The organism is uncultured Brachyspira sp. (assembly GCF_949287625.1).
In the GTDB taxonomy this organism is placed as follows: domain Bacteria; phylum Spirochaetota; class Brachyspiria; order Brachyspirales; family Brachyspiraceae; genus Brachyspira.
In genome coordinates this window covers 1-24194 of record NZ_CASEGO010000041.1, presented here as the reverse complement: position 1 = coordinate 24194, position 24194 = coordinate 1, and the positions used below count along the sequence as shown (strand labels likewise).

Below are 24194 nucleotides of genomic sequence, written 5' to 3'. Positions count from 1 at the left end.
CATAGCTATTCCTTTTTGTTTGTTGTGATAATTTAAATTATAAGGAATACCTCCTTTTTTTAAACTAAAACTGTGCAATATCTATGGCTCTTAAACACTTATTTATTGTAATATTTATTGATTTTATTATTTTAAATGTTATAATAGTCTAACAAATTATTGTTAAATAAGGAAATTGTTATGAAAGATTATGAAAAATTATCTAAAGAACATTTTAATAAACAAGCAAGTATTTATGATGAAAAAGATACAGTATATTATTCAAAATTTGGAAAGATAAGCTGCAATTATGTATCAGAATATTTAAAAAATATTGATTATAATAAACTTTTAGATGTAGGATGCGGAACGGGATATTTAATAAATTTACTTCAATATAAAGATAATACATTATTTTACGGACTTGATTTATCAGAGGAAATGCTAAAAATGGCAAAATCTAAAAATATAAGAAATGCTGAATTTGTTTTGGGCAGTGCAGATAAACTTCCATTTGATGACAATAGTTTTGATGTAGTAACATGTATACAAAGTTTTCATCATTATCCTTATCCAAATGAAGCTATGAAAGAGGTTTACCGTATTCTTAAAAAAGGCGGTATTTATATATTATCAGATACAGGAGTAGGAGGCATCGCTGCTTGGATAGATAATAATATTTTATTTCCTTTGATGAAAAGCGGTGATTGTCATACAGAAAATAAAGAAGGTATATCAAAAAGAATGATTAAAAATGGATTTGAAATAATAGAGAAAAAACAATTAAAAGGATTTATATATTCTGTTATAGGAAAAAAATGATATGCTTTATTAATTTAAAACATATTGATGTTTATTAATATCTTTATAATTATTTATTGATTAATTTTTTATTTTCAGATTATGAAATATATATAATAATTTTATATTGATTTTTACTTTTTATGATGATATAAAAATAATAAAGGTATTATATGAAAAAATTATTATTAATTTTATTAGCATTATTGTTTATATTGGTAAGCTGTTCTTTTTATAAAGAAGCATCATCTTATGCATTAATTGTTTCTTCAAAAAAAGTACATGAAAGTATAGTAAATATATTATTGAAATTGAATTCTGATATAAATATGAAAGATAATGAATACGGATACACTGCTTTAATGGAAGCTTCATCAAAAGGATATACAAAAATAGTTAATACTTTATTAGCTCATAATGCTGATGTAAATATTCAAAACTATGACGGACAAACTGCTTTGATGCTTGCTTCTTCAAAAGGACATACTGAAATAGTTAATATGTTGTTAGCTCATAATGCTGATGTAAATATTAAATGTGATAATGACCGTACTGCTTTGATAGAGGCTTCTGTAAATGGATACACAGAAATAGTTAATATTCTATTAGCTCATAATGCTGATATAAATCTAAAAAGTTATGACGGGCGTACTGCTTTAATAAGAGCTTCTCAAAAAGGTTATGAAGAAATAGTAAATATATTATTAAAACATAATGCTGATACAACTATACAAGATATATCCGGCTTTACTGCATTAGATTATGCTTTATATGCTGGAAATTCTAATATCATAAAAATGCTTGAAAACTATTGATTCAAAAAATAAACTCAATATAAAGAGTTTTTTTTGATAGCTTTTTATATTGAGTTTTAAAAATCAAATTAATAAAAATTAAGCAAATTAAAGTCTTACAATTTCTCTAGTTATTTCTTTTAAGCTGTGAACACCGCACATAGTCATAGCGTCTTCAAGTTCAGCACCTAATTGTGAAGCATATGATTTAACTCCTTCTTCACCTCCGCCGTATGCTGCTATTACAAAAGTTCTGGCAATAACAACTCCGTCAGCTCCAATAGCAAGAGCTTTTAATATATCAGCACCGCTTCTTATTCCGCCGTCTACTAATATTTTTATTTTTCCTTTAACCGCATCAGCAATTTCAGGCAATACTTCAGCAGTAGAAGGACATTGATCAAGTACGCGTCCTCCATGATTTGATACTATTATAGCATCAGCACCAGCCTCTAAAGCCTTTTTAGCTCCTTTTACAGTCATTATTCCTTTTACTATGAATGGTCTTTGAGCAATCTCTTTTATTTGTCTTAATTCATCAACTGTTTTGCTTCCAGCCTTTGGAGTAAGATTTTTTAAAAAAGGAAGTCCAGCGGCATCAACATCCATAGCAACAGCAAAAGCATTTGAATCGGCAACCAATTTCATTTTTTCTTTTATAACATCGATATTCCAAGGCTTAACAGTAGGTATTCCTATGCCGTTTTGTTTTTTTATCATAGTAGTAGCAGCAATCATTACATTAGGATTAGTTCCGTCTCCTGTAAAAGCAGCAATGCCAGCCTCATGACATGATTTTACTAATATATCATTATATTCTTCTTCTGTATATTTATCGCCATAGTGAAGCTGCACAGCACCTACAGGACCTGCAAATATAGGGTATTTGAATTTTTTTCCGAATAGTTCAAAAGAAGTATCAATATCTTCATTAGAACATATTGTATCCATATTGAGCCTTATATCTCTCCATTTGTCATAATTTCTAATAGCTACATCTCCTATTCCTTTGGCACCAGGTCCGGGCATACTATTTTTACATACTTTACCATTACATATAATACATGCTTTACAAAATCCCATACAGTCTTTAGCATTCTCTATAATTTCTTTATATGTCATAACATTTCCTCCGATAATAATAATTAAACTGATAATAATTCATAGTAATAATACTAAATATAAAAAATAAAACAAGCAAATTTATTAATAGCAATTTTTTATAGTATTAAATTATTTTTATAATAGACTTGTTTCAAAAGTACTTGACAATACTTGACAATATTAACTTTAAAATTATTTAATCTTAAATCATAAAATACAATGTTTTATATGTTGTATAATTTCTTATTTTAGTATATAAAGATGCAGTCATTTTGCTTCTTTGGGTCACCAAAAGAAGTGGGGGTGTGGGGGCTAGTCCCCACAATTAATAAATAAATTTAGTTTTGAAACAAGTCTAATATAATGCTATTATATTATAGTAATTTAATAAATTAAAATATGAATAATAGAAATATATAATTATATTTTTAATAAAGATATATAATACTAATGGAATTGTTCAAAATAATTTAGTATAATATAAAGAAGCTATAGAGTATTATTTAAAAGTAATTTATGATTTTTAAAAAATCTATGGAATTAGATCCAAATAATGAATATGCATTGAAAATATGAAAAGTCTTAAAAAAGAATATGGACTTAAATAAAATTATATAAAAAATTAGTTTTATAGGAAATTGTATTATGAATAATAGTAATAATAGTATTGAAGAATTATTAAATAAAGCTAAGGAAGCATTTGAAAATAAAGATTATGAAAAATCTATTGAATATATTGATAAAGTTATATTTTATAATGGTGATTCTTATGATCTTTATCATAACAGAGGATTAGCAAAATTAAATTTGAATTTGTATGAAGAAGCTGTAAAAGATTTTGACAGAGCTATTGATCTTGGAGATTATAATTCCTATTATGAAAGGGGATTGGCTAAATTTTATATGGCTTTTTATAAAGAGTCAATAGAAGATTTTAATAAAGTTGTAGAATTAGATAAAAATTCTACAGCAAGTTTTGCATATAACACTATTGGTTTATGTAAATACAATCTAAATGAATTTGATGAAGCTTTAAAGTATTATGAGAAGGCTATAGCGATAAATCCTAATCTCATTATCGCCTACCATAACATTGCTTTGTTAAAACATTCTATGGGTTTAGATAATGAGGCTTTGTCTTATTTAAATAAAGCTTTAGAAATAGAGCCTAATAATATTGAAACATATTTAAAAATTTATTCTATAAAATTAAGTTTAGGTTTAGAGCAGGAAGCTAATGAATATTTAAATAAAATTATAGAAATGTATCCTGATGACATTTATATTTATGACAGAATAGGAAATATAAAAATCGATGCAGGATATATGGAGGAATCTTTAGAATATTTAAAAAAAGCATTAGAAATAAATCCTAATTTTATTGATGCATATTATGATATTGCTTTTGCTTTGCATAAATTAAATTTGAATGATGAGGCTTTATCTTATTTAGAAAAAGCACTTCAAATTTATCCTAATAGTGCAGATGCTTATTTTAAAATATTTTTAATTAAAAGGGCTTTAGGTGATTATGATGAAGCTTTATCTTGTTTAAATAAAATACTTGAAATAAATAGTAATGATATTGGTATTTACAATGAAATTGCTTTGATAAAAATAGAATTAGAATTATATGATGATGCTTTATATTATTTGAATAAGGCTTTGTGTATAGATAATAATAATGCTGAAATATATAACACTATTGGTTTGGTTTATCATTATAAAAGAAATTATGAAGAAGCTATTAAAAATTTCAATAAGGCATTAGAGTTAAATACTTCTATGGACATGTCATATTATAATATTGGTTTATCATATTATGAAATGCATGATTATGAAAAAGCTATTGAATACTATAATAAGGCATTGGAGATAAATCCTCAATATTCAGCTGCTTATATTAATTTGGGGCTTATTGAGCATAATCTTGGAAATTATCAAGAAGCAATTAACTATTATAAAAGATCATTAGAAATAAATCCTCATTATAGCTTATCTTATTATAATATTGCTTTTTGTTTATCTAATATGAACAGATATGAAGAGGCTTTGAAAATATATGATAAAATAATCAAAGACTATCCTGATAATTTTGATGTTTATTATGAAAGAGGATATACTAAATATAGAGCATTAAAGTATGAAGAAGCTATAAAAGATTTTGATATACTGATAAATAAAAATCCTAATCATTTTAATGCCTATTATTGCAGAGGCTCTTCTAAAAAGTATTTAAAAAATTATGCTGAAGCTATTTTAGATTTGGACAAAGCTATAGAATATAATCCTAATAATCCAGAATATTACAGTGAAAGAGCTTCTTGTTATGATTATTTACATCAATATAGAGAAAGTATAGAAAATTATGATAAAGCTATTGAGTTAAATGATAATGATTGGTTTTTGTATATTTTAAGGTCTAAGGTCAAATTTCTCTTATCAAAAGAGAGTAATTCAGAAAATAAAAAAGATGAGAAGAAATCATTTTTTGGTAAAATTATATCAAAAATTAATCAATCACAAAAATGTTGTAGTGATTTAGAGAAGTCAGCATTAGATGATTTGGAGAAATCTTATGAGTTAGCTTTAGAAGATGAATTCTATCTTATGGTATTTAAAGATATTATAAAAGAGGAATTTACAGATATAGATTTAGCAGCTGAGTTTTGTAAAGATAAAAATATTTCTTTATAAATTTCATTATTATGAATTGTAGTTATAGGAGTTAAAAATGGCAGCAATGACTAATTTTTTATTTATACAACATGTAAAAGAATCTAAAAACAAATTAGAAAATTTCAAAACGGAATTAAATAAATGTGTAGATGAATTTAATGATTTTTTAAATAATATTGATGCAGAAAGCTGCTCTGATTTTGATGATTTTAATGACAGAGCAAAAACTTTTAATGAAGAATTAAATAAAATAATGTCAGATAAAAAATATTTTATAGGCAGTTTTACAAATATAGCTGACAATCAAAAAAAAGTTGATATTGATCATTTAAACAATCTTACTGATTATCATGATTATAATTCTAAAGGTATTCATAAAAGTGCTAATGGAGAATATGCAGAAGCTATAAAATATTATGATGAAGCTATAAAGTTAAACCCTAATATGGCAGATGCTTATTATAATAAAGGTATTGCTAAAACTAGACTTGGACTTTTAAAAGAAGCTATAGAAGAATATGATAAGGCTATAGAGTTAAGAGCCGATTATACAGATGCTTATTATAATAGAGGACTTATTAAAAGCGATTTAGGACTTTTAGAAGAAGCTATAAAAGATTTTGACAAAGCTTTATCAATAGACCCTAATTTATTTGATGCTTATAATAATAAAGGAGTATTAGAAAATGAGCTCGGACTTTTTAAAGAAGCAATAAAAGATTTTAATAAAGCTATAAAAATAGCAGATGATGATGCAGTTATTTACAACAACATAGGTAATTCAAAATATAATTTAGAGCTTTATGAAGAAGCAATAGAAGATTTTGATAAGGCTATAAAATTAAAACCTGATTATGCAGATGCCTATAATAATAGAGGTTATTCTAAAGAAAATCTAGGTCTTTATGAAGAGGCTTTAAAAGATTATAAAAAGGCTTTAAAATTAGATCCTAATAATGAATATGCTAAAGAAAATATAAAATATCTTAAAGATGAATATGGCTTGAAATGAGGCTGTAATATAACCAAACAACTATATTTTGTCAAAATAAATTTATATTTTTATTTTAATATCTTGAGCTTTGCTCACCACATCCCCCGCTTCTTTTGCCAACGCTTTGCGTGCCGTAGGTAAGGCACCTGCTCGGTGGTGACCCATACGAAGTACGCCTCACTCTGTGTGCCGTAGGCAGGTGTGGCACAAAGAACCAAAAAGACTATATTTAAGTCTAAATTTAGTAATTTATTCTACATATAAAACATAATTAGTACTATTTAGAATTATTTTTAGATTTGCACTTTTTGCAACTTTTTGCGGCGGGAAAAAGTTGATAAAAATAAATAAAGACATTAATTACATACCCCGCCCTTTTATATTTATACATTTAATCTGTTATTTTTATCTTATTTAGCCTTTTAGCTTTAACTTTTGCTAATAACGCCCGCCCTAGATTTATTTAAATTTATAATACTCACAACGCACGTTAAGCGAAATTATTAAATATAGATTGATTTGTAATTCTAATTTTTATAATATAAAAAAAATTGCTTAAACGTGCGTTAAATAATATCCTAAATTTAATAAACGCTTGGGTGGGTGTCCTTTTTTTAGATTAGACAATAAACTAATGAAAAGATTAAATTTTTAAAAATAGACAAAAAAGTATAAATGGGTGGGGATTAAAAAAATGCTATTATATAAATTTGTTTGAAAATTGACTTAGTTTAAAGTTTGACAAAACTTTAATTTTAACAGATAATATACTGTCAATAATAATTTAGTTATTTGCATTATCCTAATTTAAGAAGGTATTTTTATGTTTTCTTATGTTGTTAGAAGATTATTAGTTTCGCTTTTGACCCTTTTTGTTATAGTAACTATAACATTCTTTTTGATGCACACAGTACCGGGCGGACCTTTTGTAGGAGAAAAACCTCTAAGCAAGGTTGCTCTTGAAAACTTAAATAAAAAATACGGACTAGATAAACCTAAAATAGTACAGTATGGTAATTATCTCAAAAATGCTTTAAGAGGTGATTTAGGTACTTCACTTACAAAGATAGGACAGTCTGTTTCTGGAACTATTATAAGAGCTTTTCCAGTGTCATTTAGGCTTGGAATATTCAGCATGTTTATTTCTACTACTATAGGGGTTTTGTTTGGAATAGTTGCGGCATTGAGGCATGGTAAATTTGTAGACAGAGCTGTAATGGTTGCAGCTACCTTGGGTATAGCAGTGCCTAGTTTTGTAGTTGCTACGGTTTCTATTATCGTATTTTCTGTAAAGCTTAAACTTCTTCCAGCATACGGATTTGATTCTTTTGCTCAGTATATAATGCCGGGATTTGCTTTGTCTTTTAGCTCTCTTAGTTTTATGGCTAGACTTATGAGAAGTTCTATGCTTGATGTTATACATCAGGACTATATAAAAACAGCAAGGGCTAAAGGTATATCAAGAAGCATAATAATATTTAAGCATGCTTTAAGAAATGCTATTATACCAATAGTTACTTATATAGGACCTCTAGCTGCTGCAATTTTGACTGGTTCATTCGTAGTGGAGAAAATATTTAATATACCTGGACTTGGAAGATATTTTGTTGAAAGCATAACTCAAAGAGATTATCCTACAATATTAGGTGTTACAATATTTTACGGAGCTTTTTTAATAGCTATGAATTTCTTGGTAGACTTATCATATGGTATTATAGACCCTAGAATAAAAATACAGGATTAAATATAAGGGGATTACAATGGAAGAAAGTTTGGATAAATCATTATTTGTTAAAGCCACTGATGAAGAAAAGGCTTCAGCTGAAGTAAAAAGAGAGAGTGTAACATATTGGCAGGATGCATACAGAAGATTTAAGAAAAACAGAGTTGCTTTAGTATCTATCATAGTTATTGGTATTATAGCAGTTCTTTCTATTATTATACCTATGGTTTCAGAATACGGATATGCTCAGATAAACAGAGGAGTAGAAAATAGTCTTCCTACTTTTGAACATCCATTCGGTACTGATACTTTGGGAAGAGATTTACTTGTAAGATGTATGATAGGAGCTAGAATTTCTCTTTTAATAGGTATAGTATCAGCCACTTTAGTTGTAATAATAGGTATAGTTTATGGTTCTATATCAGGTTATTTTGGAGGTCTTACTGACAGTATTATGATGCGTATAGTAGATATAATAAGTGCTGTTCCTACACTTTTGGTAGTTGTATTATTATCAGTAGTACTTAAAGCTCCTATGGATAAATTGTTTTTGCAAAATGAATCATTAAGAGGAATAGGGCTTTTAGGACCAGGACTTTTTAGTATATTTATAGTTATATCTCTGCTTTATTGGACTAATATGGCAAGAATGACAAGAGGTCAGATTTTGGCATTAAAGGGACAGGAGTTTGTAACTGCAGCCAGAGCTTTGGGTACTCCTCATAGCAGAATAATTTTTAAGCATTTAATACCAAATGCTATGGGAGCTATAATAGTATCTGCTATGGTTCAAATACCTAATGCTATATTCGTTGAGGCTTTTTTAAGTTTCTTAGGTTTGGGCGTTAGTGCCCCTATGGTTTCGCTAGGATCTCTTACTTCTAATGCTGTAAGCGGTGTTTATTCTTATCCTTATCAGCTTCTTTTTCCTGCTGCTTTAATAAGTATTATAATACTTTGCTTTAATTTGGTAGGTGATGGATTAAGGGATGCATTAGACCCTAGAATGAAAAACAGATAAGGAAGTTTATAAAGGCGGTATACAATGGAGAATAATCATTTATTAGAAGTTAAAAATTTAAGCGTATCTTTCTTTACGCCTCTTGGAGAGGTTAAAGCTGTTAATAATATTTCTTATAATTTGGATAAATCTAAAGTTTTGGGTATAGTAGGGGAGTCTGGAAGCGGCAAGAGTGTTTCAGCTTATTCGATTATGGGGCTTATAGAAGAGCCAGGTAAAATTATTAACGGAGAGATACTTTTTGAGGGTACTGATTTAATCAAACTTTCAGAACATGAAAAGAAAAAAATTAGAGGCGACTTAATATCTATGATATTTCAAGACCCTATGACTTGTCTTAATCCAGTATATACTATAGGTAATCAATTAATGGAAGCATTAACTACGCATCAGAAAATAAGCAAAACTGATGCAATAGAGAGAATAGTTGAACTTCTTACATTGGTTGGTATCAATGAGCCTAGAAGAAGAATAAAACAATATCCTCATGAGCTTTCAGGCGGTATGCGTCAGCGTATAATGATAGCTATGGCTTTGGCAGGAGACCCTAAAATACTTATAGCCGATGAGCCTACAACTGCACTTGATGTTACTATACAGGCACAGATACTGGAGCTTATAAAGGATATACAGAAAAAAATACAAATGGCTGTTATACTTATTACGCATGACTTTGGTATTGTGGCTGATATGGCAGATGATATTATAGTAATGTACGGAGGCGGTATAGTAGAGAGAGGAACTGTTTTTGATATATTTGAGCGTCCTAAACACCCTTATACATTGGGGCTTTTGAAGTCACTTCCGCGTATTGATATAAAGCAGGATAGGCTTATTCCTATAGAAGGAACACCTATTGACCTTTTAAATATGAAGGCTGGCTGTCCTTTCAGTACCAGATGTGAAGAATGTATGAAAGTATGTATTGATAATAAGCCTCCTATAACAGAGTTTGAGAAAGGTCATTTTTCAGCCTGCTGGCTTCATCAAATGCCTAAATAATTTTTAATTAATATAGTAAATAAAAGAGAGTTCTTATGAAACCTTTAATAGAAATACAAGATTTGAAACAACATTTTAAGATAAAAGGCGGATTCTTTGGAAGAAGCATACAAACAGTAAAGGCTGTTGACGGAGTATCTTTTACAATAAATAAAGGTGAAACTTTCGGGCTTGTTGGTGAGTCTGGAAGCGGAAAAACTACTTTGGGAAGAACTTTACTTCATCTATATAAACCTACAAGCGGAAAGATATTTTTTGACGGAGAAGAAGTTAATAATGACAACTACCGCAATTATGCTAAAAAGATGCAGATAATTTTCCAAGACCCTTATGCCTCTCTTAATCCCCGTATGACAGTTGAAGATATAATAGGGGAGGCTCTTGATGTACATAAACTCTATTCTACAAAAAATGAAAGAAGAGAAAAAATTATTAATCTTCTTAAACTTGTAGGGCTTAATGCAGAGCAGGCACAGAGATATCCTCATGAGTTTTCAGGCGGGCAGAGACAGCGTATAGGTATAGCCAGAGCTTTAGCGGTTAATCCAGAGTTTATAGTATGCGATGAGCCTGTATCAGCATTAGATGTATCAATACAGGCACAGATTATAAATATGCTTTATGATATGCAGCAGGATATGGGGCTTACTTATCTTTTTATAGCTCATGATTTGGCAGTGGTGCGTCAGATATCAAAAAGAATAGGTGTTATGTATTTAGGCAATATTGTAGAGCTTACAGACAGTGAATCATTATACACAAAATCTTTACACCCTTATACTCAGTCTTTAATTTCTGCAATACCTATATCAGAGCCTTCTATAGCAAAGACAAAAAAACGTATAATACTTTCCGGTGAAATACCTTCTCCAATCAATCCTCCTTCAGGCTGCAAGTTTAGAACAAGATGTCCTAAGGCTGAGGCTGTTTGTGCTGAGAAAGTACCAGAGTTTAGAGAAGTAGAAAGCGGGCATTATTGTGCCTGTCATTTAGTATAATTTATTTAGAGTTTATTTATGAGTGATAAGAAATATGTCATAATTCCAATCGTTTTATTAATATCAGCTTTAATTACTAATGCATTTATAGATTGCTATATTATGCCTAGAAGATTTTTAAGAACAGATCAAGCACAGCATTTTTATGATATGAAGAAATGGTATGAAAGCGGAAAATTACCTGCTACAGGTGCTAGATTTTTACCAAGTGAAATAGTTAATAATGCAGATAATATCCCAAGAGTACCTGGCGGGGCATATTATATATTTTATACTTTATTTTATAAATTATCTGGTGAAAATTATTTTATATCTAGGATTATTAATTTAATATTTAATTTAATAATAATATGTTTATTTTTATTTTGGTTTTATAGACGTTTCGGACTTATGATCACTTCATTTATCGCATCTTTAATTTTATGTAATGTATATATTGTATTGGTAATTACTGATTTTTTAAATCAGCACATAACATTAATATTTAGTTTTATATTATTTATATTATTATTTGAATATATTGATAATACGGAAGAAGAAAGTAAAAGAAAAAATATAGTTAAATTTTCGGCTGTTTTTATTTTTCCAATTCTTGCTATTATGGCTCAAGGGCATTTTTTTACTTTTTTTTCTATGATACCTACTATAATAGTTTATCTTATAATAAAATATAAAAGAACATTAAAATATATATTTTATTGGTTAATAGGAGTATTGATATCCTTTTTATTATATTTACCATATTTGATATCAGAAATACAAAATAATTTTATAAATTTAAAAATGGCAATGTCTGTCAGAGATTCATTTTCTTCTTTTCCATTTCCGCAAATATATGCATTATTATTATATCCTACTAATGAAATATCTATGTCTTATGGCAGCGGTATAAATGCAATTATTAGTTATTGGAGTAAATATCCTTTTACAATATTAGGGGTATCTTTTCTATTTTTGAGTTTAATTTTTTCTATTTTTTGTTTTGTTAGAATATTATATTTTTTCTTTAATAAGAATTACAAAGCTGGATCAAATAATGAAAAAATTATTATTGATATGTTTTTTATATTTTTACTATTTATACCCATTACAATAATCATTAATATTTTATCACGTTCCAAATCAGGTGCTATACATTATTTATATTCTATGTTTGCTATATCATATTTGCCTATAATATTATTTTTTGTTCAATATGAGGCTAAATTAAAATCAAATAAAAATATTTTTTATATAATTAATTTTTTACTTTTTATTAATTTAATTGTACTTTATTTTCAAAATACTGTATATATAAAATATTATGAAGAACCTAGAAATATATATGCTATGGAAAATGTTATAAAAACTATTTATGAAGATTCTATAAATTCAGATGCCAATGTAATAAGTATTTATGCTCATAATAATATGTATAGGGATATAGCTGTTACTTTTTTTACCAATAATGTATGGAAACAAAATGATAATTCAACTAATATATATTTTGTATTTGATAGAGTTGTAGGTTTATCAAAAAATAATGATGTAATATCTAATTATATGCTATATTTTAATAATAATTCTAAACTGTTATATAGTAATAGTGCTTTATTAGTATATAAATATAATAGTGATAAACCTTTTGATGGAATATAATTTAGGATATAATAATGCAATTAAGAAATTTTTTATTTTTGCTAATAATTTTATCATTAGTTTTTTGTGTTTCAATTTCATTTTATGCTATAGATAAAAGATATATAGGTAAGGATCAGGAATCTCATTTTTATGATATGAAAAAATATTATGGAAATAAAGAGTTTCCAACAATGGGGGCTAGATTTGTAAGTACAGATGCTGAAACCAGTCCAAAAGTTCCAGGAGGATTTTACTATATACTATATACTTTATTCTATAGTATTGGTAATGAAAATTTATTTAATGCCAAAATTATTAATCTAATTTTTAATTTGATAATATTATTTATATTTATGTTTTGGATTTATAAAAGGTTCGGACTTTTTATAGCTTCTCTTATGAGTCCTATTATAATGATTAATGGATATTTAATAATGGCTATGACTGATTTTTGGAATCCTAATGTTACTTTAATGTTTAGCTTGCCGTTATTTATTTTCTTATATGAATATTTAAATAAAAATAATAATGAAAGAATCATAAAAATATCCTCTGTTATGATATTTCCAATACTTGCATTAATGGCTCAGGGGCATATGGTTGTTTTTTTTTCTATGATTCCTACACTGATAGTTTATTTAATAATTAGATTTAAAAGAACTAAAAAATATATATTATTCTGGGCTTTAGGAGTTTTTATATCTTTTCTATTGTACTTACCATACCTTTTACATGAAATAAAAACAGGTTTTTTAAATGTTCAATATGCTATGAATATGAGGGGGGAACTTTCATCTATACCTTTTCCTCAAGTTTATGCTTTAATATTATTTCCTACAAATGAATTATCTGCTTTATTCGGTACTAGAATAGGATCTATTATTTATTATTGGTTTACTAAACCTGTATATTTTTATGGATTAATTTTTTTAGCTGTAAGCATTATTTTTTCAGCTTTTGCTTTTATACGATCTTTTGTTTTTTTATTAAAAAGAAAAAATATTTCTAATGATAAAGAAGAAATATTAAAAGAATTAATTTTTATATTGTTTTTATTTATTCCAGTTACAATTATTAGTTTTATAGTATTTAGATCAAAATCAGGAACATTTCATTATTTATATTCTGCTTATTCTATTTCATTTACACCTATTTTATTATTTTTTGTACAAAATGAAAATAGATTAAAAAATAGCAGAAAATATTTTAATATAACAGCTATTTTATTGTTATTAAATTTATTTGCTATGTCTGGAGAATTGATTAGATATTGGAAATTATTTGAAGAACCTAGAAATTATAAAAGTTTTGCTGCTTTGCTTGATATTATTGAAAATGATTCAAATGGTGAAAATATAAAAATTTATGATTCTTTTTCAGGCATACTTAGAGGACAGCATAAAGATATTTTTGATACTTATTTTCCTAATAACAGACTTAAATATTCAGACGATGCAAAAGTAACATATATAATTAAAGATAATATTGTTGAGAAAAATTGGGATTCAAATAGAAATGCAAATGATATGAAATATATTATTGATAATAATGCTGATATTGTTACTAATACAAAAGGTTTTACTATATACAAATTTTATAATAAATAAAAAGGATATTACTAAATGGAAAAGAAAATTAAAATTATTTTATTATCATTAATTGTATTATCTATTATTATAAGTGTAATATCAAATTTTTATTTTCAGAGAAATTCTTTTTTATCTAATGATAATGAACAGCATTTTTATGAGATGAAAACAGCTCATGATAATAAACAAATTCCGCATACTGGAGCAAGACTAGTTACAAGCGGACTTTTAGTTGATGATATAGCCAGAGTTCCTGGAGCCGGATTTTATTCAAGATTTTTATTATTATTTAATTTAGGAGGAGAAAATTATTATACTGCTAGAATTATTGATGTTAGTTTGTATTTATTAATTTTATTTATATTTTTAATTTGGATTTATTTTAGATTTGGAATAGTTTCTGCTGCTGTTATGACATCATTTATTGCAGTTAACTGCATTCTATTTGAGGCTGCTACTTCTTTTACTAATCCTAATCCCGTAGCAATGTTTTCATTTTTGTTTTGTATGTTTTTTACAGAGTATTTGAGAGATGAAAAATATTCAAAAGTTTTTGCAGCACTTTTGTTTCCTGTTTTAGCTATTATGGGACAATTTCATTTTGCTGTATATTATGGTATAGTTCCTACACTTTTGGTTTATTTAATCATTAAAAGGGATTATTCTAAAAAATATTTTAAATATTTAGCTTTAGGAGTATTCATATCATTTTTATTGTATTTACCGTATTTAATAGTTGAGATTCAAAATGGATTTAATAATTCTTTGAAGATGATTAATTTATCAAAAGGCTATACTGTACCATTTTATAAACGCTTCCCTCAAATATATGCACAGATAATATTTCCTACTTTTACATTAAATAAATTTGATGTGAAAACGGCATTAACTTATTGGGGTATATTTAGTCCTATAGTAATAATTACAATAATAATTTCTCATGTTATAGTAATTGCTTCTTTTGTATATTCTATTATGTTTTTATGTAAGAAGGATTTATTTAAAGGGCAAAGATTTAAAAATGATACTGTATTAAAAGAAGTATTATTCTTTTATTTTTTGTATATACCTGTTGCTATACTTTGTCCTATGATTTTAAAAGGTAAAGGAGGCGGATATGTTTATCATTTTTCTATGTTTGCATTATCTTTCTTTACTATTTTGTTATTTACAAATTATTTATATTATCAAAAAACTAAATTATTTAATTTGTTAATAATATTTATGTTTATACATATATTGGCTGTTCCTTGGCATTATTATAAACAAAATGACTATTTTTCTTTGATAGGAAAAAAACAAAGGCTTACTTATGATATTGTAAAAAACATGGCTAAAGATGCTGATGGAGAGCCTTTTACTCTATATTCAAGAAATATTTTTAACTATGCTATGAATTTATTTTTAACTAAAAAAGAAAATACTTATACTAATCAAAATTATAATATAGAATATTTAATAACAGAAAATACAAATTCATCATTATATGCCAAAGATGATAGTAATATAAAAATAATACCGCATCATAATTTATCATTGTATTATTGGTATAGTACGCCAAATAAGCCGAATTTTGATGATAATAGCGAGCAATTTTTATTTGATAGTAATTCTGTATTAATTTATACAAATGAATTGTTTAGTTTGTATAGAAAAGATATAAAATAATAAATTACAATAAAGTTTCTATAAATTGTCTTGCTGCTCTTGGGCTTCTTCCAGCACTTCTTATAGCATAGCTTTCTGCTTGTTTTATAAGTTCTTCTTTATCCATATTTATATTATTTTCTTTTGCATAAGAAAGAACTATATCTACAAATAAATCTTTGTCTGGTCTTTGGAAAGTGATAATTATACCAAAACGGTTAGTTAAACTCATTATCTGCTGAATAGTATCTTCTATATGTATATCATCGCCTTGTCTGTCATTAAAATTCTCTTTTATTAAATGTCTGTAATTGGAAGTAACATAAACTACTACATTATTTGGAAAGGAGTTTACCCCGCCTTCAAGTACAGCTTTTAAATATGAAAAAGTATCATCATTTGAAGAGAAAGTTAGATCATCTATAAATATTATAAATTTAAGAGGACTTACGCTTAGCATTTCTATTATATCAGTAATAAATGATAACTGACTTTTTTTAACTTCTATAAGTCTTAAGCCGTCATCTTTGAACATATTAGCTATTGCCTTTATAGTACTGCTCTTGCCAGTTCCAGCATCTCCGTAAAGAAGTATATTATTAGCTCTTTTTCCTTCTAATAGGCTTTTTGTATTTGCTATAACTTTACTTCTTTCTCTTTCATATCCGTATAGTTGTTTAATATTCTGCATATCCTGATGCTTTGCAGGTATTATATTTTTTTTGCTGTCAAGCGTGAACATGTTATTATTATAAAATATTCCATATCCTTTTTTATTTATATCATTTATATGATTTGTATATATATTATAGAAATCAATTTTCTTATTTTCTAGCTTTGATACTGAGTATTCTTTTGAGAATAAGATATTAAAATCAAATGATGATAATAATTCAAAAAAATTAAGTTCATTTTTTAGCGTATTTTTTAAGGACTCATTTATATTTTCATTTCTTATGTATTTATTTATATAAATATTATCGTCCTGAAATATTTGTTCTAATATATAATCGCCTATTGTATCATTATATTTGAAAAGTTCATATAAAAAGTCTGAATAATAGTCTGCTACTTTTATTTTGTCATTATCATTGTAAATTTCTAAAAATTTTAATAATTTTTTTATAACTTTTGTTTTGATAATATTTCTAAATATTACTATATTAGAGAAACCGATTCTAATTTGTGTTATTTTGTTATTCATTTATCATCATTCCGTAATTATTTTTTATAGTAATACATTTTAAGTTTATTATAAATAATATTCAAGCACTTTTTATGTAATTTTTTTTTAATTTCATGTATAAAATGTAATTTTTTTGTTATATTTAATATATAATGTATAATTTATATAGGAAAATACTTAATTTATTTTAAATAAATAGTTATGTAATTCCGAAATCATTATAAAAAATAAAAACTTTACTGGAGATATTTTATTATGAAGATAAGGACTCTATTTATTATGTTTGGCGTATATACTTTTGTTATGACTCTATTGTTGATATATCTTCAGATTAGGATAGTTAGAAGTGTAACAGAATACAGCCGTATTTATCAGCACACTATAAAATCATCAGCTATAGCAAGGCAGTACCAGCAAAATTCAGCATTTTTAACTCAATTTGTAAGAAGTTATGTAGCTACAGGAGATGCCAAATATGAACAGGCATATAATGACTGTATAGCTATATCAGGCGGTACAAAACCAACTCCAATAAATTATGACAGAGGTATATATTGGTCTATTTATTTAGGCAGCGGTCAAAGGCCTTCTTATGACGGAGAAACTAAATCATATTCAAATGTGATGAAAGATTTGAATTTTTCTAAAGAAATGTTTGATTATTTAACTTTGTCAAAAAGCCGTTCAGAAGAATTAGTAAAATTAGAAGTTCAGGCTATGGAAATAATAAAAAATATCCCTAGAAATCCAGATGGAACTATACCTGATGAATATAAAGCAAGACAATTAGAAGCTATAGAGCTTGTTAATGGTAAATCATATGAGCAAAGTGTTTCTCAAATAATGACACCTATCAATCAGTTTTTTGATAAACTTGATTCTGATAACAATTTGAATCTTCAAAATGCTGCAAGAGAAGTTAAAAAAGATACTATATTATTTTTCATATTTTTATTTATAGTAGGATTTTCTGTTGTAATTTTCTTAGCTTCATTGGGAAGGAAAGTAGGAAAGAATTTGAGATTATGTGTTAGCTTGGCTTCAGAAATATCTCAGGGTAATTTAACTGTAAAAATAGATTCAAGCAAATATAAAGGCAATAGTGAATTTGATTCATTACTTAGAAGTTTTGATAATATGATATCACATTTAAGAGAAATTATTACAAGAGTTTTAGAAAGCTCAAGGGAAATTTCAGAGGCAGCTACAGAAATAGCTCAGGGTAATACTGATTTATCAAGCAGAACAGAAACTCAGGCTTCACATTTGGAAGAGACAGCTTCATCTATGGAACAAATTGCCTCTACAATAAAATCATCTGCTGATAATTCTTTAAGAGGTAATCAGATGATGCAGGATTCTGAAAAATCAGTTCAGGAGGCTGGAGAAATAATTGAAGCTACAACTAATAATATAGAACTTGTTTTTGAGGCAAGTAATAAAATTACAGATATAACTAAAATAATAGAAAATATAGCTTTTCAAACTAATATATTAGCCCTTAATGCTGCTGTAGAGGCTGCACGTGCGGGTGAACAGGGTAAGGGTTTTGCTGTAGTAGCAAGTGAAGTAAGAAACTTAGCTCAAACAAGTCAGTCTTCTGTTAAAGATATTACTTCTTTAATTGCTGATTCTAATGATAAAATTAGAATAGCTACTGAAACAGCTAGAAAATCTAAAGAAATATTTATGGATATAGAACAGAAAATTGAAGATACTTCTAAAATTATGCAAGACATCAGTGCTATGGCAGTAGAACAGCAGGCTGGTGTAGATCAGGTAAATATGGCTGTTTCACAAATGGATCAGTCTACTCAGCAGAATGCTACTTTGGTAGAACAGGCTACAGCTTCTTCTGAGGCTTTAATGGGACAGGCTAAAGAACTTGTTGATTTGATGCATTTCTTTAAAGTTTGATATTGATAAAATAGATTTATACAAAAATAATAGCTATATAATTTTTTATATAGCTATTATTTTTTTTGTATTATTTTTTATATATTATAATTTTTTATTTTTTCTATCCAGTTATTATATTCTTCATCAGATATTTCATCTAATATTTTAACATAAGGGGTTAATTTCTGATGCGGTTTTGAAAAATAACTCATATTCCATTTTATTGGTTTTTTCCACATTCCGTCACTGTCCATAATAATTATATGCATTCCATCTATATCAGGTATCTCTTCAGGCGACATATCCCCATATAGCATAGTATTTAAATCAAGCTCTCCGTTTTCATCTTCTATTTTATAGCTGCCGTCTTTCTGCATGGCGTATATAGTATAGTATTGCATATGTGCCTGAGATTCTGTCAGTTCTTTAGCATAAGAAGTACCTGATGCTATATTATAGACATTTTCATCAAACTCATAATTATCAATTCCGTATCTTTTTAATAGTTCTTTTTTGTATAATTCACTTTCTAATAATGTTATAAGATAGTATGCGTTACTCATATCGGAGGCTTCTATAAAAAAACCTCTTTGAGTTTTTGGAGCTAATACTAAGATTTTTGTTTTACTGCATGCTTCCGCAGCAACATGAATATATGATAATGATTGAATATAAGTTTCTAAATATTCTATATGATCCATTAAATCTAAAGATATAAAATATTTTCTTAGATTCTGATTTGAACAAAGTACAGTCATAAGAGGAGCAATCATCATATCTATTCCTATAAATGCCTCTAATGATTTATAATCAGTTTTGTACATAACTTCAATATTAACATTTGCAATATCTTCTTCAGTAATTTCATCTTCATCTACATTATAAAGCTGAGATACATTATCAATAAATTGGCATGCCTGTTCTATATTTTTAGAGAATAAACTAATAATGTTTTTACCCATTTCTTCATCAGCAATTTCTGTGTGGAATATGGCATGTCCTACAAAGTTTGCAGCATAATATGATTTTAATATATCCATATTATTAAACTCTTTAGATATTTCTCTGCATATCTCTAATTCTTTTTCTTCATTATCTTTTATATATTCTTTTAATTTTAAGAAACTATCATTTTGAGATATTAGCTTTTTATTTATAACTTCATCAATATTAGCTTTTTTCTTTGCATACTCTATATATTCTATACTTTCCATAAATACAATCTCCTAACATATAATTATATTTATTATACTTAAAAATTTTTATTCTGTCAAAATTTAATTAATAGTAAAAATATAAATCATTAATTTTTATAGATTTAATGATTTTATAAAAAATTTATATATGGTATAAGCAATACTAGTAACACAGCAAAAATTAAAGCTGGAAGAAAATCACCAGTTTTTATTTTAGCCATTTTTAATAAATTTATTCCAATCATCATAACTGTAGCTCCTCCTACAGCCGAAACTTCTATCAGCATAGTTTCAGATACATAAGGCTCTAAAAATGATGAAAGTATAGTTAAAGTACCTTGATAAATTAAAATACTTATGACAGAAAATGTTACTCCTACTCCATAAACGGTAGACATAAATATAGCAACAAATCCGTCTATAACACTTTTTGTAAATATCAAGTCATATACTCCCTGCGTGCCTGCCTGAAATGATCCCAATATAGACATAGAACCAGAGCAGAAAAGTATTGATGAAGTTAAAAATCCCAAAGCGAAATTACCTGAATTTTCTTTAAGTGTAAATTTATTTTTTAAAAACTCTCCGAAATGCTCAATTTTTTCTTCTATTTTTAAAAATGTACCAGTAATTCCTCCAAGCATTATTGATATGGCAAATATTAATATATGCTTTGTAGTTATTGCCATACTTATCCCTATAGTAAGCGATATTATACCTGCAGCTATAAATACAGGAGATTCATATTTTTTTGAGAGTTTATTTTTAAATATAAGTCCTACAAGAGAGCCTATTAAAACGGCCATCATATTTACAAAAACAGCTATCATAACATATTTCCCAACATTTTTATTTATTGGACTTGTTTCAAAACTATATGACAAGATTATATAAAAATTTAATAATTTATCAATTATAAAAATAATGCTTTACATGTTTTATAAACTATAAATATGCAGTCTTTTTGCTTCTCACCGTAGTTTGGCTGTGTTAGCAAAAGAAGCGGGTATATATTGTGAGGTAAAGCCCCAACTATAATTAAAAAAATATTAAATTAAAAAAACTATAAATATTAACAAATTGGTTTTGAAATAAGTCTATTGTATTTTATTAATTATTGATAATAAGAAGGGCTTAAACTTTTAAGTCTAAGCCCTTTTTATATAAGTTACCCTTTAAGTATTAACCCCATATGATTAACTTCATATCAAATTTGTAGCTCAAATCTTTATGATATGGATACATTCTTATAGCATAACCGCTTTGACCGCTATTTATGCATTCCAAAGTTCCAGAGAATGAATGTCTGCCGTTTCCTAAATCAGCAGAATGTTTCATCTCAACTGTAACAGGATCTAATATATCTTCTTTCATACTTAATTTACCATAGTAAAGTTCTACTCTCACAGAATCAGGAGCTATATCTCCTAAATTAACTATAGTTTTTACTTCAAACTTACTTCCTACTTTTAAGTTTCTTGAAGGCATCTCAGATATAGTATTTTCAAATGATACTTTAGACCATTTAGAGAATATGCCTTGTTTCCAAGATTTTAACTCTTTCGCTTTAGCAAATTCATTTTCAGTCATATTAAAATATCTTTTGCTTGCATTATTATAGAATTTACGGAAGTAATCAGCAACCATTCTGTTAGTAGAAAATACTGGACAAACAGTCTGCATACTCCATTTCATAGCAGCAACCCATTGTCTAGGTATGCCATCTCTTCCTCTTTCATAGAATAGAGGTATAATTTCATTTTCTAGTACATTATAAAGAGCCTTACTTTCAACCTCATCTTGATATTCTAAATCAGTATATTCTTCTCTGTTTCCAATAGCCCATCCGTTTTGTCCGTCATAAGCCTCGTCCCACCAGCCATCTAATACGCTGAAGTTTAATCCTCCGTTTGGCGGAACTTTCATACCGCTTGTACCGCTTGCCTCTAAAGGTCTTCTAGGATTATTAAGCCATACATCTACACCTTGAACCATGTATCTGGCTACATTAATATCATAGTCTTCTATAAATACTATATGATCTCTGAAATCTTCTCTTCTGCAAATCTCAGCAATATTTCTTATTAATTCCTTACCGCCATTATCATGTGGGTGAGCTTTACCTGCAAATATTATCTGTACTGGTCTTTCAGAATTATTGATAATATTTTTTAATCTTTCCAAATCTTTAAATAGCAAAGTACCTCTTTTATATGTAGCAAATCTTCTTGCAAAGCCTATTGTTAAAGCTTCTGGAGAAAGTATTTGTTCAGCATGTTCTATTTCTTTTTTTGTGAATCCTCTGTTTGTAATTTGAGCTTTTAATCTTTCACGGCAGAAGTCAATAAGTCTTTCTTTTCTTCTCTCATGAGTTCTCCAAAGTTCTGCATCAGGTATTTTCTGAACTCTTTCCCAAATTTCATATTCAAGAGGTTTAGTTCTCCAGCGAGGACCTAAATATCTGTCAAGTAAGTTCTGCATATCGAAAGATATCCAGCTTAAAGTGTGAATACCATTAGTAATAGAGTCTATAGGAAGTTCATTAACTGGAACACCTCTCCATATATCTTTCCACATATTTCTTGATACATGTCCATGAAGCTCACTTACTCCGTTGTTTTCAGCCGATAAATTAAGAGCAAGAACAGTCATACAAAAACTTTCTTTTTGATCGTCCGGATTTATTCTTCCAAGTCTTATAAACTCGTCCATACTCATATCTATATGTTTTACATAATCATAGAAATATTTTTGAACCATATCTATAGGGAATATATCATTACCTGCAGGCACTGGTGTATGAGTTGTAAATATATTTGAACTGTATACAACTTCTCTTGCTGTATTTTTATCTAAATTTTTATTTTCCATTAATTGTCTTATTCTCTCTAAAGAAAGAAAAGCACTGTGTCCTTCATTCATATGATATATTGTAGGCTTAATACCCAATTTATCTAAAGCCTTAACACCGCCTATACCAAGAAGTATTTCCTGCTGTATTCTAGTTTCTAAGTTTCCGCCATAAAGCTGAGCTGTAATGTCTCTGTCTTCAATACTGTTTTCTTCTATATTGGCATCTAAATAGTAAAGTTCTATTCTTCCTACATTTGCTTTCCATATTTGAGCATAAACTTTTCTTCCTGGTAAATCTACATCTACTTTCATAGTTTCGCCGTTTTTATCTAAAACTTTTTCTAAAGCTAAGTTAAAGAAATCATTTTCTATATCATATTCCTGCTGCCAGCCGTCAGCATTTAAATATTGTCTGAAATAACCTTTTCTATATAAAAGTCCCATAGCCACTAAAGGAAGTCCCAAATCACTTGCAGATTTTAAGTGATCGCCTGATAATATACCAAGACCTCCTGAATAGTTTGGTAAAGATTCATGTAAACCATATTCAAAAGAAAAATAAGCTATCTTTTCATTATGTGTTTTTTGGTCTTCGCCTAAACTGTCATACCAAGTTTCCTGCTTCATGTAAGTTTTAAACTCATCATAAACTTCTGCTAAACTCATCATAGCAGCATCGTCCTGAAGCATAGCATCAAAGCGTTCCTGTAAGGATTCTCCAAGTACTCTTATTGGATTATGATCTCTTTTATCCCAATTATCAATATCTATTGTTCTTAATAAAGTTACTGCTTTTTGATTCCAGCACCACCAAAAGTTTTTAGTAATTTCTATAAGTGGCTCCAATTCTTTTGGTACTGATGGTGAAACCATATATTTATTTAATTTCATAACATACCGCCTTAAAAAATTATTTTAGATATATTTCTGCTTATTCTATAATATTTTACAATAAAATCAATGAATTTATTTAATTTATAATTATTTATTTTAATGTATTAATTGTATATCTTGTTTAAGAGCCATAGATATTGCACAGTTTTAGTTTAAAAAAAGGAGGTATTCCTTATAATTTAAATTATCACAACAAACAAAAAGGAATACCTATG

At 27.4% G+C, this 24194-nt stretch carries 17 protein-coding genes; 12 read left to right on the top strand and 5 right to left on the bottom strand.

What is annotated here, in order from left to right; all coding sequences use genetic code 11:
- Positions 1-180: 180 nt before the first annotated feature.
- Entirely contained in the window at positions 181-801 is a 621-nt protein-coding gene (locus Q1X91_RS07930; protein WP_300755530.1) for a class I SAM-dependent methyltransferase, read from the top strand.
- A 152-nt stretch (positions 802-953) separates the two neighbouring features.
- Entirely contained in the window at positions 954-1595 is a 642-nt protein-coding gene (locus Q1X91_RS07925; RefSeq protein ID WP_300755527.1) for an ankyrin repeat domain-containing protein, read from the top strand.
- 87 nt (positions 1596-1682) lie between these two features.
- Here the strand turns inward: Q1X91_RS07925 and Q1X91_RS07920 are convergent, their stop codons facing one another.
- The gene (locus Q1X91_RS07920) at positions 1683-2696 is read right to left on the bottom strand and encodes an alpha-hydroxy-acid oxidizing protein (RefSeq protein ID WP_300755524.1); all 1014 of its coding nucleotides are present in this window, start codon (positions 2694-2696) and stop codon (positions 1683-1685) included.
- 627 nt (positions 2697-3323) lie between these two features.
- Between Q1X91_RS07920 and Q1X91_RS07915 the strand changes: the two genes are divergently transcribed.
- The 9 genes from Q1X91_RS07915 (at position 3324) to Q1X91_RS07875 (ending at position 15972) form a co-directional block, all read left to right on the top strand.
- Positions 3324-5375: a tetratricopeptide repeat protein gene (locus Q1X91_RS07915; RefSeq protein ID WP_300755522.1), complete on the top strand. Its 2052-nt coding sequence runs from the start codon at positions 3324-3326 to the stop codon at positions 5373-5375.
- Positions 5376-5412: 37 nt separating this feature from the next.
- Positions 5413-6369, top strand: a complete 957-nt coding sequence (locus Q1X91_RS07910) for a tetratricopeptide repeat protein (RefSeq protein WP_300755519.1) — start codon at positions 5413-5415, stop codon at positions 6367-6369.
- Positions 6370-7174: 805 nt separating this feature from the next.
- Positions 7175-8095 carry an ABC transporter permease gene (locus tag Q1X91_RS07905; protein WP_020003463.1) on the top strand — a complete coding sequence of 307 codons (921 nt, stop codon included), beginning with the start codon at positions 7175-7177 and terminating at the stop codon, positions 8093-8095.
- 16 nt (positions 8096-8111) lie between these two features.
- The gene (locus Q1X91_RS07900; protein WP_013113283.1) at positions 8112-9095 is read left to right on the top strand and encodes an ABC transporter permease; all 984 of its coding nucleotides are present in this window, start codon (positions 8112-8114) and stop codon (positions 9093-9095) included.
- Positions 9096-9119: 24 nt separating this feature from the next.
- Positions 9120-10097 (top strand): ABC transporter ATP-binding protein, encoded by a 978-nt coding sequence (locus Q1X91_RS07895; RefSeq protein ID WP_300755512.1) that lies wholly within the window; start codon positions 9120-9122, stop codon positions 10095-10097.
- A gap of 35 nt (positions 10098-10132) precedes the next feature.
- Positions 10133-11095 (top strand): ABC transporter ATP-binding protein, encoded by a 963-nt coding sequence (locus Q1X91_RS07890; protein WP_300755509.1) that lies wholly within the window; start codon positions 10133-10135, stop codon positions 11093-11095.
- Between the two features lie 18 nt (positions 11096-11113).
- Complete coding sequence (locus Q1X91_RS07885) at positions 11114-12733, top strand: hypothetical protein (protein ID WP_300755507.1); 1620 nt, start codon at positions 11114-11116, stop codon at positions 12731-12733.
- Between the two features lie 14 nt (positions 12734-12747).
- Positions 12748-14322, top strand: coding sequence for a hypothetical protein (locus tag Q1X91_RS07880; protein ID WP_300755504.1), 1575 nt, complete (start codon positions 12748-12750; stop codon positions 14320-14322).
- Between the two features lie 15 nt (positions 14323-14337).
- A complete protein-coding gene (locus Q1X91_RS07875) occupies positions 14338-15972 on the top strand; it encodes a hypothetical protein (protein ID WP_300755501.1) in 1635 nt (544 codons plus the stop codon).
- Positions 15973-15976: 4 nt separating this feature from the next.
- On the opposite strand, the gene Q1X91_RS07870 is transcribed toward Q1X91_RS07875, so the two are convergent.
- Complete coding sequence (locus tag Q1X91_RS07870; RefSeq protein ID WP_300755499.1) at positions 15977-17155, bottom strand: DUF815 domain-containing protein; 1179 nt, start codon at positions 17153-17155, stop codon at positions 15977-15979.
- 237 nt (positions 17156-17392) lie between these two features.
- On the opposite strand from Q1X91_RS07870, the gene Q1X91_RS07865 reads away from it, so the two are divergent.
- The gene (locus Q1X91_RS07865; protein ID WP_300755496.1) at positions 17393-19054 is read left to right on the top strand and encodes a methyl-accepting chemotaxis protein; all 1662 of its coding nucleotides are present in this window, start codon (positions 17393-17395) and stop codon (positions 19052-19054) included.
- Between the two features lie 77 nt (positions 19055-19131).
- Here the strand turns inward: Q1X91_RS07865 and Q1X91_RS07860 are convergent, their stop codons facing one another.
- From Q1X91_RS07860 to glgP, 3 genes are all read right to left on the bottom strand, one after another.
- Complete coding sequence (locus tag Q1X91_RS07860) at positions 19132-20250, bottom strand: hypothetical protein (protein WP_300755493.1); 1119 nt, start codon at positions 20248-20250, stop codon at positions 19132-19134.
- A 113-nt stretch (positions 20251-20363) separates the two neighbouring features.
- Complete coding sequence (locus Q1X91_RS07855) at positions 20364-21062, bottom strand: DUF554 domain-containing protein (protein ID WP_300755490.1); 699 nt, start codon at positions 21060-21062, stop codon at positions 20364-20366.
- Positions 21063-21414: 352 nt separating this feature from the next.
- The gene (gene glgP, locus Q1X91_RS07850; protein ID WP_300755488.1) at positions 21415-23976 is read right to left on the bottom strand and encodes an alpha-glucan family phosphorylase; all 2562 of its coding nucleotides are present in this window, start codon (positions 23974-23976) and stop codon (positions 21415-21417) included.
- Between the last annotated feature and the right edge of the window lie 218 nt (positions 23977-24194).

What these genes read in the sequence shown, in the direction of transcription:
- Q1X91_RS07930 (WP_300755530.1), top strand. Translation starts at nt 181, where the DNA reads ATGAAAGATTATGAAAAATTATCTAAAGAACATTTTAATAAACAAGCA.
- Q1X91_RS07925 (WP_300755527.1), top strand. Translation starts at nt 954, where the DNA reads ATGAAAAAATTATTATTAATTTTATTAGCATTATTGTTTATATTGGTA.
- Q1X91_RS07920 (WP_300755524.1), bottom strand. Translation starts at nt 2,696, where the DNA reads ATGACATATAAAGAAATTATAGAGAATGCTAAAGACTGTATGGGATTT.
- Q1X91_RS07915 (WP_300755522.1), top strand. Translation starts at nt 3,324, where the DNA reads ATGAATAATAGTAATAATAGTATTGAAGAATTATTAAATAAAGCTAAG.
- Q1X91_RS07910 (WP_300755519.1), top strand. Translation starts at nt 5,413, where the DNA reads ATGGCAGCAATGACTAATTTTTTATTTATACAACATGTAAAAGAATCT.
- Q1X91_RS07905 (WP_020003463.1), top strand. Translation starts at nt 7,175, where the DNA reads ATGTTTTCTTATGTTGTTAGAAGATTATTAGTTTCGCTTTTGACCCTT.
- Q1X91_RS07900 (WP_013113283.1), top strand. Translation starts at nt 8,112, where the DNA reads ATGGAAGAAAGTTTGGATAAATCATTATTTGTTAAAGCCACTGATGAA.
- Q1X91_RS07895 (WP_300755512.1), top strand. Translation starts at nt 9,120, where the DNA reads ATGGAGAATAATCATTTATTAGAAGTTAAAAATTTAAGCGTATCTTTC.
- Q1X91_RS07890 (WP_300755509.1), top strand. Translation starts at nt 10,133, where the DNA reads ATGAAACCTTTAATAGAAATACAAGATTTGAAACAACATTTTAAGATA.
- Q1X91_RS07885 (WP_300755507.1), top strand. Translation starts at nt 11,114, where the DNA reads ATGAGTGATAAGAAATATGTCATAATTCCAATCGTTTTATTAATATCA.
- Q1X91_RS07880 (WP_300755504.1), top strand. Translation starts at nt 12,748, where the DNA reads ATGCAATTAAGAAATTTTTTATTTTTGCTAATAATTTTATCATTAGTT.
- Q1X91_RS07875 (WP_300755501.1), top strand. Translation starts at nt 14,338, where the DNA reads ATGGAAAAGAAAATTAAAATTATTTTATTATCATTAATTGTATTATCT.
- Q1X91_RS07870 (WP_300755499.1), bottom strand. Translation starts at nt 17,155, where the DNA reads ATGAATAACAAAATAACACAAATTAGAATCGGTTTCTCTAATATAGTA.
- Q1X91_RS07865 (WP_300755496.1), top strand. Translation starts at nt 17,393, where the DNA reads ATGAAGATAAGGACTCTATTTATTATGTTTGGCGTATATACTTTTGTT.
- Q1X91_RS07860 (WP_300755493.1), bottom strand. Translation starts at nt 20,250, where the DNA reads ATGGAAAGTATAGAATATATAGAGTATGCAAAGAAAAAAGCTAATATT.
- Q1X91_RS07855 (WP_300755490.1), bottom strand. Translation starts at nt 21,062, where the DNA reads ATGATAGCTGTTTTTGTAAATATGATGGCCGTTTTAATAGGCTCTCTT.
- glgP (WP_300755488.1), bottom strand. Translation starts at nt 23,976, where the DNA reads ATGAAATTAAATAAATATATGGTTTCACCATCAGTACCAAAAGAATTG.